Genomic DNA, 12,306 nt, shown 5'->3' with positions numbered 1-12,306 from the left:
AAAAGCAACGCCTCGGTAACGATGTTCCCTCAGAAAGACTTCATCTGAGAAGGGTAGAACTACGCACCCCTAACAGGACGCGTGCCCCGAATATGCAACTCGCCAATCTGAGCGGAGAGCCGGACCAGCGACAGATATCGCCGAAGATTGCGGCGGCGCTGATCGATTCGCTGTTCGAAACTCAAGGTCCGGTGCACGTCGGCATCTTCTTCCTGGCCGTCGCGGCGAGCCTGACCGCGCTGAAGACCGGCGAAAATCTGATCTGGGTGTGCGTCGGGCTTCTGCTGTTGGCCGGTGCCATCCGGGCTTTCGATTTGCAGCGGTACCAAGCGTGCAAAGCGAGCCTGACGGCCGATGAAGCTGAACGGTGGAAAAAGCGATATCAGATCGGGGCGATGATCCAGGCCGCTGCAATCGGCATATGGGGCTTCGTCACTCTGCTGACCAGCGACGATGCCGTCGCCCACATGATTTGCTTGTCCGTCATTACCGGAGTCGTGTCTGGAGGCGCAGGCAGGGCCTATGGGCGCCAGTGGATATTCCAGTTGCAGGCTGCAATTGCCTTCGGTCCAACGGTTATCGCGCTGGCGCTGAATGGCACGCCCTATTACCTCGCCATGTCAGTTATCACCGCCGCATTCCTTGTCGTTGTCATGCAGATGTCGGCCAATTTGCACAGCATCTTCCTGCGGGCGCTTCTGGCCCGCGAGCGCGAGGCGGCGCTCGCCGGACAGTTCGATACTGCCTTGAACAACATGCCCCATGGTCTGTGCATGTTTCGCGGCGACGGACAGCTTGCGGTGATGAATCACCGCTTCTGCGAAATGATGGATCTGTCCGAAGATCTCGTGCAGCAGGGCGCGAGCGCGCCCGACATCATCGCCGCCTGCGTGATTGCCGGATCGATCTCGGCGGCGAGTGGACAAATGATCCTCGCCGAAATCGAGAATTCACAGGCCAAGGACGTCATCACCGCCGACCCCGACCTCGCCAGAAACCGTTCACTATCGTGGGCCTTCCAGCCGATGGCTGGCGGCGGCGCAGTCGTGCTCCTGGAAGACATTACCGAGCGGCGCAACTCCGAAGCCAAGATCAGCCATCTGGCGCGGTACGACGAACTCACCGAACTCCCCAACCGGGTCAACTTCCGCGACGAGATCGGACATCTTCTGGCAGCCCAGCAGGGCGCCGAGCAGTTGTCGGCGCTGCTGTTCGTCGACCTCGACCAGTTCAAGCAGGTCAACGACACGCTCGGTCATCCCTGCGGCGACCAGTTGCTGTGCGCGGTGGCCGGTCGCTTGCGTGAAATGCTGCGGCCCGAGGATTTCGTGGCGCGCTTTGGCGGCGACGAGTTCGTGGTGTTCCAGCAGAACATCCAGTCCCCCGACGACGCCGCCGGTCTCGCGCGGCGCATCGTCGATCGCTTGAGCGAGCGCTACAAGATCGACAACCATCTGGTCGAGATCGGCGCCAGCGTCGGCATTGCCGTGACCTCGCGCGGCATCAGTGCCGACACGCTGTTGAAGAATGCCGACATGGCGCTCTATCGCGCCAAGGCCGACGGCCGCGGCACCTTCTGCTTCTTCCGCGACGAGATGGCGCAAATCGTCGAGTCCCGCCGTATCCTCGAACTGGACCTGCGCAAGGCGCTGGCCAACGAGGAGTTCGAACTGTTCTTCCAACCACTGGTCAATCTCAAGTCGGGCCGGATATCGACCTGCGAGGCGTTGCTACGCTGGAATCATCCAGTCCGCGGCACGGTGTCGCCGACCGATATCATTCCGATCGCGGAGGACATGGGCTTGATCGTCGATCTCGGCCGCTGGATTTTGCGCAAGGCCTGCATGGAATGCATGAAATGGCCCGAAGCCGTCAGCGTCGCGGTCAACTTCTCGCCGCAGCAGTTCCATCAGCGCGACGTGCTGAGCGAAGTCCGCTATGCACTCGAGGTCTCCGGCCTGCCGGCGAACCGGCTCGAAATCGAGATTACCGAATCCTCGTTGCTGCGTAACACGCAGTTGACGCACGACGTGCTGTCGCAATTGCATTCGCTCGGTGTGCGGATATCGCTCGACGATTTCGGCACCGGCTATTCGAGCCTCAGCTACTTGCACAACTTCCCATTGCAGAAGGTGAAGATCGACCGCTCCTTCCTGGAAGGGATCGATAGCGACCGTCCGCTGACGCTGCTGCGCGGCGTGGCGCGGCTGTCAGCCGATCTTGGAATGTCGGTGGTGGTCGAGGGCATCGAGACCAACGAGCAACTTGAATTGATCAGCGCCGACGGGGCGGTAACGGAAGCGCAGGGCTATCTATTCAGCCCGCCGGTCCCGGCCGTGCGGGTCCGGCAGTTGCTCAACGCGTCGCACGGTCGCCGCATGCCTGACGATCAGATCGTCGCGGTTTCCTCGCGATCGATCGCCTGACTTCAGGGTAATCCGTCCTCCTGTGTTCGTGCTCTCGACACGGCTCCTCCCGTGTTTTTGCGGGCTGCAAAGGTTAACCCTAACGCTTCTAAGCCTTTGCAATTTTGTTAAGGGGCCGTTAATCTTTCCATACTCGTGGAAGTTGTCGGATGGTTGGAGCATCATATGAAGGCTGGAGCCGAACCGCGCAATCCGCTCTTTGTGCGGGGGGCAGGGCTATTTGATCGCGTCGACTACCGGCTCATCGAAACTCCCGAGGAAAGGGACGCTCTGTATTTGATGCGTTACAGAGCCTATCTGCATGGCGGGTTGATCATGCCCTCAGAGTCTCAGCGCGTCACCGATCGTTATGACGATGCGCCCAACGCCTGGACGTTCGGAATCTATGTTGACGGCGAACTTTGCAGTTCTCTCCGCATCCACGTCCTGACGCCGGAATCGCGGACGTCCTTTGCAACTGAATTGTTCGGCGATGTTCTTCATCCTCGCCTCGACCGCGGCGAAGTTATCGTTGATCCGGCTCGGTTTGTTGCAGATCCCGAAAAAGCCCAACGGTTTCCGGAACTGCCCTATTTGACGGTGCGGTTGGCCTATCTGGCATGTGAGTATTTCAACGCCGATACCGGGCTCGCGCAGGTTCGTGCCGAGCATCTGGCGTTTTATCGCCGGGTCTTTCTGCAGGAGACCATTGCCGAGCCGCGTTCTTTTCCGAACGTATTGAAAAAAGTGGCATTGATGGCGTGCGATTTTCCAGCCGTGCGCGAACGGGTCTTGACCCGTTTTCCCATCATGCGCTCGAGCGCTTTCGAGCGACGGATGCTGTTCGATCGCCCGGCTGAGCGCCCCTTCTTTCCGAGTGCGGTCGTTGAATCCTTCCGGCGCCCCTCGATCGTGCCGAACGCCTGAATTTGCGGATTGTGGCTAACTTAGCCTCACTGCAGGGTTTTTGAGCAGATGGCGCTTGCCTTCACCGTCGCGCCACATTTACAAACCATTAACTATCGCGGTCGCTTTTCACGGTTTGTCGGCATTTGATCGGGTCTGGCAAGGTTCCATCAAGGTTGACGGAACGTTCGCTTAACCATCGACCTGTAGACCGGATAACAGTCGAAAAACGTGAGCGTGGAGGCTCCGGAATGAAATATCAAATGCGTATCCTCCAGGGATGGAAGCTGGCGGCGGTGGTCGCGGTGGCGCTGTCGATGGGCGCCTGCGCCAAGAACAACGTCGGCGCCGATGGCGCGATGGCAAGCGCGGCGACCCCGGGGAGCCAGCAGGATTTCGTCGTCAATGTCGGCGACCGCGTGTTCTTCGAGAGCGACCAGACCGATCTGAGCCCGCAGGCGATCGCCACGCTGGAGAAGCAGGCACAGTGGCTGCAGACCTACAACCGCTACTCCTTCACCATCGAAGGCCATGCGGACGAGCGCGGCACCCGCGAATACAACATCGCGCTCGGCGCACGCCGCGCCCAGTCGGTGCGCAGCTATCTCGCCTCGCGCGGCATCGACCCGAACCGCATGCGCACGATCTCCTACGGCAAGGAGCGCCCGGTGGCGGTCTGTAACGACATCTCCTGCTGGTCGCAGAATCGCCGCGCCGTCACGGTGCTGAACGCCGGCGCCTGACGAATTCGACTTCGTAGAGTTTCAAAACCGGCGCCATCGGGCGCCGGTTTTATTTCGGGTGCAGGATGAAGCGGCGGATCGCGGCCAGGGTACGCTCGGGCGCGTCCTGTATGCAGGCGTGCCGGCAGTCAGCGAACCGTTCGAACCGCACCAGATGCGGCGGCAGCGCTGCTACGATATCGGCCTGGCTCTCGATCGGGTGAATGGGGTCGTCTTCGCCGCCGAGCACCAGCGTCGGACACTGGATGCGACCCAGGTCGGGGAAGAAATTGTAGCTGTGGCTCTCGCCCCCGGGCCGCGTGAACCATTGCAGTACCTGCGGCCGGTTGATGGCACGGCGTCCCATGTCGGGGTCGCGCGGGATGCGTGTGTAGTGCGGCATCGCCAGCCGCATCCAGGCCTCCACCGAAGCCTGGTCAGGATGGCCCTGTTGCTCCAGCAGGCGACGCCGCGCCAGCGCGCCGACCTCCGGCCCGCCGAAGCGTTCAAACAGCTCGACGCGCCGCTCCAGATATTCGTCGCCGGCAGCCGCGGTGCTGATCAGGATCAGTTTCGAAGGGTGGCTTGGATGGCGCGTGGCGTAGGCCAGTGCAACCATGCCGCCGAACGAGGCGCCGAGCACGATCGGGTTGGCGATGCCGAGCGCGTCGCAGAACCCGTGCACGTCGTCGCCCCACTGCGCCAGGTTCCAGCACTCTTGCGCACCATCCTCGCTGCGGCCGTTGCCGCGGTGGTCGAGATAGACGACCTGGGCGATGTCGGCCAAGGCGGAATAGGCCGGCCGGTAGATCGAGTGGTCGAAGCCGGGGCCGCCGTGAAGCATCAACAGCACCGGCTTTTCCCGCATCACCGGGCCGTCCGGAACCAGCTTTGCGCCCTCGACATCGAAGAACAGCCGCACACCGTTCACGGATACGTGCATGAGCGGGTCTCCCTCGATTTGTGAACGGTCTGCCGGACCGGGCGGCTTGTCTTGCGGCGGATACTAAACCATACCGGAATTCAGCGAACCGAATCGGAAATGCCAGTCACAATTCTGGCGTACTCCCTATCTCAATAGTGTTCTGCTTTCGTTTGACACGTGATATTCGTCGTCAGGGCAAAATGTCATCCAGATTCCTTAATGCTGCCGGTGCCGCGGCGATCGCCGCGATGCTGGCTTTGTCTGTGCAGACCTCGTCCGCACAGATCACGTTCCCATGGGAGCGTTCTCCGCAAGGCTCCCCGCAGGTCCAGGCGCAGTCCGATGACGCCGATCTGGAGATGCGGATCCAGCGGCTGGAAAACCAGCTCCGGCAACTGACCGGCCAGAACGAGGAATTGCAGTACCGTAACCGCCAGCTTGAGGATCGGCTGCGTCAGCTTGGCGCTGCACCGCCCGCGCCGGGTGGCCAGCCCGCGGGTGCGCTGCCCAACGTGGCCGCGGCGCCGCCTCCAGTTCAGCCCGGCCCGCCGCAGGGGCCACAGAGCTATCCGCAACAAGCTTATCCGCAGCAGGGGGCGCGCCAGCCGCAGGGCTATCCGCAGGCCCAACCCGGCTACGACCAGCAGCCGCAGATCGCGTCGCCCGCGCCGATCGTGCAGGACCCGGCAGCCCCGCAGGCCGGTGGCCGCCGTCGCGGCGATGCCTTCGATCCCAGCCAGAATCCCAACGCCCCCGGCGCGCCGCGCGCGCTTGGTGGTGGCCAGATGCCGCTATCGAGCGACGCTGCGGTTGGCGCCCCCGGTGGGCGCGGTCCGGGCGAGCCGCTCAATCTCGGCGGCCCGCGCGACTCCGGCGGCGCCCTGCCGCCGCCCTCGGCAGCCGCACCGCCACCGCGCGGGGCCGGCGCCAGCGCCGCGCTGACCACGCTGCCGCCCTCGGCCACGCCGAAGGACGAATTCGATCTCGGCATCGGCTACATGCAGCGCAAGGACTATGCACTGGCCGAAGCGACGATGAAGAACTTTGCGCAGAAATATCCGAGCGATCCGCTGATCGCGGATTCGCAATACTGGCTTGGCGAAAGCTACTTCCAGCGCCAGCAATATCGCGACGCCGCCGAAGCGTTCCTCGGCGTGACCACCAAGTTCGACAAGTCGGGCAAGGCGCCCGACGCCCTGCTGCGGCTCGGCCAGTCGCTGGCGGCGCTGAAGGAAAAGGAAGCCGCCTGTGCGGCGCTCGGCGAGGTGACGCGGAAATATCCGCGCGCATCGGCCGGCGTCAAAGCCGCCGTCGACCGTGAGCAAAAGCGGGTTAAGTGCTAAAGCAGGAGCCGGTCGAGGCCGCCATCGGCCTCGAATGGACTGGCGATGCCATGGCTGACGACGACCACGCGCCGATCTCGGTACAGCAAGCGAAAGACCTGTTCGCGCATTGGAAGGCCGCGCCCGCGCTCGTGCTGGCGGTGTCCGGCGGTCCCGATTCCCTTGCCCTGATGTGGCTTGCCGCCCGCTGGCGCCGTGCGCTTTCGCGCGGGCCGCGATTGATCGCCGTCACCGTCGATCACGGCTTGCGGCGCGAGGCCGCGCGCGAGGCGCGCGACGTCAAGCGTCTGGCAGCTACGCTCGATATGCCCCATCGCACGCTGCGCTGGACCGGGACCAAGCCGAAGACCGGCCTGCCGGCCGCAGCGAGGGCGGCGCGCTATCGGCTGCTGGCGAAAGCCGCACGAGCGACCGGCGCGACGCATATTCTGACCGCGCATACCCGCGACGACCAGGCCGAAACGCTGTTGATGCGCATGCTGCGCGGCAGCGGCATCGCCGGGCTTGCGGCGATGGCGCGCGAGACCGAACGCGAGGGCGTGTGGCTGGCGCGGCCGTTGCTCGACGTTCCGAAATCGCGGCTCGTTGCGACGCTGGGCAGGGCGAAGATCGCCTTTGCCGACGATCCTACCAATCGCGACATGAGCTTCACGCGGCCGCGGCTGCGCGCGTTGATGCCGGCGCTGGTCGAGGAGGGCGGCGACAGCCGAAACCTGGCGCGGCTGGCAACGAGGCTGGCGCGGGCGAATGACGCGATTGAAGTGCTGGCCGACGGCGCCGAGCGCTATCTCGCCTTGAGAGATCGTGATGATGTCTCGCGCTTCGGATTTGATGCCCGGGCGTTTGCCGGCCTGCCCGAGGAAATCCGGCTTCGGCTGCTCAAGCGGGCGATTGACCGGGCCGGTCACGAAGGGCCAGCGGAACTCGGCAAGGTCGAGGCGCTGCTGGCGGTACTGGACCGGGCCATTGCGAATGGCGCGACGCAGACCCAACTGAAACAGACGCTGGCCGGGGCGGCGATCAGCCTGATCGGAGGCCGGATTCATGTCGATCCAGCACCGCCGCGGAGGGGTAATCGGGCGTGAGAAGCGTTGCCATGCCGCAATATCCGCGATATCGGGACGAAGTGCCTTAACCACCTCGGAAAAACCTCGGCTTTTGCGTCATTTTTTGACCGGGAATCGCGTTAAGATGCGTTAAATAGTCCCGAGTGGTTCCCTTGGCATTGACCCGGGCGCCACCTAGATTGAGATGCAGTGGACCGGGGATTTCTCGCCTCACTACCCAAGAATACTCAAGGGTTACTGCCAAGGACATAGGGCCGCGATCCGCGCGACCACGAAGGAAGATCAATGAACGCCAATCTGCGCAACTTCGCCCTCTGGGTCATCATTGTTTTGCTGCTGTTGGCATTGTTCACGCTTTTCCAGAACCCGGGTCAGCGTACGTCCTCGCAGGACATTTCGTTTTCGCAGTTGTTGAGCGAGGTCGATCAGAACCGCGTCCGCGACGTCGTGATCCAGGGGCCGGAAATCCACGGCACCTTCACCAACGGCTCCTCGTTCCAGACCTATGCGCCAAACGATCCGACGCTGGTCAAGCGCCTCTATGACGGCAAGGTCTCGATCACCGCGAAGCCGCCCGGCGACAACGTGCCGTGGTTCGTCTCGCTGCTCGTCTCCTGGCTGCCCTTCATCGCGCTGATCGGCGTGTGGATCTTCCTGTCGCGGCAGATGCAGGGCGGCGCCGGCAAGGCGATGGGCTTTGGCAAGTCGCGCGCCAAGATGCTGACCGAGGCCCATGGCCGCGTCACCTTTGAGGACGTCGCGGGCGTCGACGAAGCCAAGCAGGACCTGCAGGAGATCGTCGAATTCCTGCGCGATCCCGGAAAATTCCAACGCCTCGGCGGACGCATTCCGCGCGGCGTGCTGCTGGTCGGCCCTCCCGGCACCGGCAAGACGCTGATCGCGCGTGCGGTCGCGGGCGAAGCCAACGTGCCGTTCTTCACGATCTCTGGTTCGGACTTCGTCGAAATGTTCGTCGGCGTCGGCGCCTCGCGTGTCAGGGACATGTTCGAACAGGCCAAGAAGAATGCGCCCTGCATCATCTTCATCGACGAAATCGATGCGGTCGGCCGTCATCGCGGCGCCGGCCTCGGCGGCGGCAATGACGAGCGCGAGCAGACGCTCAACCAGTTGTTGGTCGAGATGGACGGCTTCGAGGCCAATGAAGGCGTGATCCTGATCGCGGCGACCAACCGTCCCGACGTGCTGGATCCCGCGCTGCTGCGTCCCGGCCGTTTCGATCGCCAGGTCGTGGTGCCGAACCCGGATGTCGTCGGCCGCGAGCAGATCCTGAAGGTTCACGTTCGCAAGGTGCCGTTGGCGCCGGATATCAACCTCAAGACCATCGCGCGCGGCACGCCGGGCTTCTCCGGCGCCGACCTGATGAACCTCGTCAACGAGGCCGCACTGACCGCCGCCCGCCGCAACAAGCGGATGGTGACGCAGGCCGAGTTCGAGGAAGCCAAGGACAAGGTGATGATGGGCGCCGAGCGCAAGTCGCTCGTCATGACCGAGGAAGAGAAGTTGCTGACGGCCTATCACGAGGGCGGCCACGCCATCGTCGGCCTCAACGTCGTTGCGACCGATCCGATCCACAAGGCCACGATCATTCCGCGCGGCCGTGCGCTGGGCATGGTGATGCAGCTCCCCGAGCGCGACAAGCTGTCGATGTCGCTCGAGCAGATGACCTCGCGGCTCGCCATCATGATGGGCGGCCGTGTTGCGGAAGAACTGATCTTCGGCCGCGAGAAGGTCACCTCGGGTGCGGCTTCCGATATCGAGCAGGCGACGCGTCTGGCACGCATGATGGTGACGCGCTGGGGCCTGTCCGAAGAGCTCGGCACCGTGTCCTATGGCGAAAACCAGGACGAGGTGTTTTTGGGCATGTCGGTGTCGCGTACGCAGAACGCGTCGGAAGCGACCGTCCAGAAGATCGACAAGGAGATCAAGCGGCTGGTCGAGGAAGGCTACAACGAGGCGACCAAGATCCTCACCGAGAAGCGCGAGGACCTCGAGATGCTCGCCAAGGGCCTGCTCGAATTCGAGACGCTGAGCGGCGACGAAATCATCGACCTCTTGAAGGGCAAGAAGCCCAACCGCGAGTCGGTGCTGGAGCCGAGCACGCCGCGCGCTTCCGCCGTGCCGCCTGCCGGCAAGCCGCGCCCGCGTCCCGATCCGGACCCGGGTCTGGAGCCCCAGCCGCAAGCGTAAGCTAGCAGCATCCGATTAGAGAAACGCGGCGGCGACGCCGCGTTTTTTTGTCATCGCTGTCGTCATTGCGCCACGAGGTGCGTTATGCTTTCGCCGGAGCGCCGAGATGCACGGCCAGGATATGCTCCGGCGTCTCTACCACTTCGATCGTCTCCCCGTCGCCACCGACAAAGGCAAGAACGGTGCGCTCGCCGTCGCGTGACATGCTGCCGACGAGCGCGATATTGATGTGGATGGGTTGCCCCGTCTCGAACCTCGTGCATTGAATCCAGAAGCGCATCGCAGTCTCCTTCGATCATCTGCGGCAAGACTAGAGAAGGGGTCAGTCTTGCGCTAGGCTGAAGCCCGCAATTCGCGAGCCGCCGCCACCATGTTGACGAGCGCAGGCCGCACCTCTTCCCATTTCCTTGTCTTCAATCCGCAATCCGGATTGATCCAGATCTGGCTGTCGTTGAGCCGCATCCGCGCCAGCTTGAGCAGGGCGGTCATCTCTTCGATTTCGGGCACCCGCGGCGAGTGGATGTCGTAGACGCCGGGGCCGATTTCGTTCGGATAGCTGTAGTTCCTGAACGCGTCGAGCAGCTCCATTTTCGAGCGCGAGGTCTCGATCGAGATCACGTCGGCGTCCATCGCGCCGATCGCGCCGATGATGTCGTTGAACTCCGAATAGCACATATGGGTGTGGATCTGCGTCTCGTCGCGCACGCCGGAGGAACAGAGGCGGAAGGCATCGACGGCCCAGTCCAGATAGGCTTTCCATTCGGATTTGCGCAGCGGCAAACCCTCGCGTAGCGCCGCCTCATCGATCTGGATCATGCCGGCGCCGGCCGCCTCGAGATCGGCGACCTCGTCGCGGATCGCGAGCGCGATCTGCCGGCAGGCTTCGCTGCGCGGCAAATCATCGCGCACGAAGGACCAGTTCAGGATGGTGACGGGACCGGTCAGCATTGCCTTCATCGGCTTTTTTGTCAGCGACTGGGCGTACTGCCACCACTCGACCGTCATCGGTTTCGGGCGGGAGACGTCGCCGAACAAGACCGGCGGGCGAACGTAGCGCGATCCGTAGGATTGCACCCAGCCGTTTGCGGTGAAGGCAAAGCCTGCGAGCTGTTCGCCAAAGTATTGCACCATGTCGTTGCGCTCGAACTCGCCATGCACGAGCACGTCGAGACCGATGGTTTCCTGCCACTGCACCGCGCGGGCGGTCTGGTCCTGCAGATAGACCTTGTAGACTTCGTCCGTCAGGGCGCCGCTGGCGTGCGCGGCGCGGGCTTTCCTGACTTCGGCCGTCTGCGGGAACGAGCCGATGGTCGTGGTCGGGAAGGCCGGCAGGTTGAAGCGCTCGTGTTGGACGCCGGCGCGCTCGGCGAATGGGCTGGCGCGGCGACGCATGGCGTCATCGATGCCGGCGATGCGCGCCGCGACCTTCGCATCGTGAATTCGCGGCGAAGCCTTGCGGGCGGCGGCCGCCTCGTCCGAAACCCGCAGGGCGGCTTCGACACTGCCACGTCCGCTGGCAAGCGCCGTCCCGAGCGTGGTCAATTCCTCGAGCTTCTGTACGGAGAACGCCAGCCAGCTCTTGATTTCGGAATCGAGCCCCGTTTCCAGCGCCAGGTCGATCGGAACATGCAGCAGCGAGCAGGAGGGCGCGATCTGCACGCGGTCTTTGCCGAGTCTCGCGATCACGGGTTCGAGCCGGCCAAGAATCCGGTTCAAGTCCGCGCGCCAGATGTTACGGCCGTCGATGATTCCGAGCGACAGCACGCGGTCTTTTGGAAAACCGGCGAGGTCGTCGATCTGATCTGGCGCACGCACCAGATCGAGATGCAGGCCGGCGACGGGCAGCGCCAGCGCGACATCGCGGTTAGCGCCCAGCCCGCCGAAATAGGTCGCGAGCATGATCTTGAGCTGCGGCACCGCATTGGTGATCTCTGTATAGGCGTAATGCAGCGCCTGCTGCCCGACGATGTCGAGGTCGAGTACGAGACATGGCTCGTCGATCTGCACCCAGTCGGCGCCCCCGTAGGCCAGTTCGCGCAGCACCTCGATATAGATCGGCAGCAACCGGTCGAGCAGCGACAACGGATTGAAGCCGGCGTCCCTGCTCTTGGCGAGCTTGAGGAACGTGACCGGGCCGACCAGCACGGGGCGGGTCTGATAGCCCAACGCCTTGGCTTCCTCATATTCCTCAATCGGCTTGCGCGAGGCGAGGGTGAACTGCTGATCCCTCGCCAGCTCGGGCACCATGTAGTGATAGTTGGTGTCGAACCATTTTGTCATTTCCTGCGCCGGCGCGCCGTGGGCGGCATCGTGCCCATGATCCGTATGGCCGCAGCTCGCCTCGTGCGTCTTGCCTTGCGCGCCGCGGGCCATCGCAAAGTAAGTCGAGAGCGGGACCGGGCCGCCGTTCCAGCGATAGATTTCAGGAATCGCGCCGACCATCACTGACGTATCCAGCATCTGGTCGTAGAACGAGAAATCGTTCGACGGGATCACGCTGACGCCGAGTTTCTTCTGGCGCGCCCAGTTGGCCGCGCGAAGCCCGGCGCCGGTTTCGACCAGCGCCTCCTCGTCGGTTGCGCCCGACCAGAAGCTTTCCAAAGCGAATTTCAGCTCGCGGCGCGGGCCGATCCGCGGCGTGCCGAGGGCAGCAACGGGAAGCGAGGAAGTAGAGATGGTGGAAGTAGACGATGTAGAAGATGACGATGTTGAAGACATTGGCTTAACCCC

At 63.4% G+C, this 12,306-nt stretch carries 9 protein-coding genes; 6 read left to right on the top strand and 3 right to left on the bottom strand.

All coding sequences use genetic code 11. From position 1 onward, the window contains the following. Positions 1 to 92 precede the first annotated feature (92 nt). The 3 genes from V1288_RS06300 to pal all read left to right on the top strand — a co-directional run bounded on the left by V1288_RS06300 (position 93) and on the right by pal (position 4,054). On the top strand, positions 93 to 2,426 hold the full coding sequence (locus V1288_RS06300; RefSeq protein WP_334356248.1) for a putative bifunctional diguanylate cyclase/phosphodiesterase: 2,334 nt from the start codon (positions 93 to 95) through the stop codon (positions 2,424 to 2,426). 165 nt (positions 2,427 to 2,591) lie between these two features. Beyond that, the gene (locus V1288_RS06295) at positions 2,592 to 3,332 is read left to right on the top strand and encodes an N-acyl amino acid synthase FeeM domain-containing protein (RefSeq protein WP_334356247.1); all 741 of its coding nucleotides are present in this window, start codon (positions 2,592 to 2,594) and stop codon (positions 3,330 to 3,332) included. Positions 3,333 to 3,562: 230 nt separating this feature from the next. Then, a complete protein-coding gene (pal, locus tag V1288_RS06290; RefSeq protein ID WP_057838504.1) occupies positions 3,563 to 4,054 on the top strand; it encodes a peptidoglycan-associated lipoprotein Pal in 492 nt (163 codons plus the stop codon). 49 nt (positions 4,055 to 4,103) lie between these two features. On the opposite strand, the gene V1288_RS06285 is transcribed toward pal, so the two are convergent. Then, on the bottom strand, positions 4,104 to 4,976 hold the full coding sequence (locus V1288_RS06285) for an alpha/beta fold hydrolase (protein ID WP_334356246.1): 873 nt from the start codon (positions 4,974 to 4,976) through the stop codon (positions 4,104 to 4,106). Positions 4,977 to 5,158: 182 nt separating this feature from the next. Between V1288_RS06285 and ybgF the strand changes: the two genes are divergently transcribed. The 3 genes from ybgF to ftsH all read left to right on the top strand — a co-directional run bounded on the left by ybgF (position 5,159) and on the right by ftsH (position 9,576). Beyond that, a complete protein-coding gene (gene ybgF / locus V1288_RS06280; RefSeq protein ID WP_334356245.1) occupies positions 5,159 to 6,301 on the top strand; it encodes a tol-pal system protein YbgF in 1,143 nt (380 codons plus the stop codon). 50 nt (positions 6,302 to 6,351) lie between these two features. After that, the gene (tilS, locus tag V1288_RS06275) at positions 6,352 to 7,386 is read left to right on the top strand and encodes a tRNA lysidine(34) synthetase TilS (protein WP_334361206.1); all 1,035 of its coding nucleotides are present in this window, start codon (positions 6,352 to 6,354) and stop codon (positions 7,384 to 7,386) included. Positions 7,387 to 7,653: 267 nt separating this feature from the next. Next, positions 7,654 to 9,576, top strand: a complete 1,923-nt coding sequence (ftsH, locus tag V1288_RS06270; protein ID WP_334356244.1) for an ATP-dependent zinc metalloprotease FtsH — start codon at positions 7,654 to 7,656, stop codon at positions 9,574 to 9,576. Between the two features lie 82 nt (positions 9,577 to 9,658). Here ftsH and V1288_RS06265 read toward each other — a convergent pair whose 3' ends face one another. Further along, entirely contained in the window at positions 9,659 to 9,856 is a 198-nt protein-coding gene (locus V1288_RS06265; RefSeq protein ID WP_275185808.1) for a hypothetical protein, read from the bottom strand. A gap of 53 nt (positions 9,857 to 9,909) precedes the next feature. Next, a complete protein-coding gene (gene metE, locus V1288_RS06260; RefSeq protein WP_334356243.1) occupies positions 9,910 to 12,294 on the bottom strand; it encodes a 5-methyltetrahydropteroyltriglutamate--homocysteine S-methyltransferase in 2,385 nt (794 codons plus the stop codon). Positions 12,295 to 12,306 lie beyond the last annotated feature (12 nt).

This window comes from Bradyrhizobium sp. AZCC 2176, from assembly GCF_036924645.1.
GTDB lineage: Bacteria > Pseudomonadota > Alphaproteobacteria > Rhizobiales > Xanthobacteraceae > Bradyrhizobium.
Note: the sequence above shows the minus strand (reverse complement) of the source record. Positions and strands in the feature narration are given on the sequence as shown.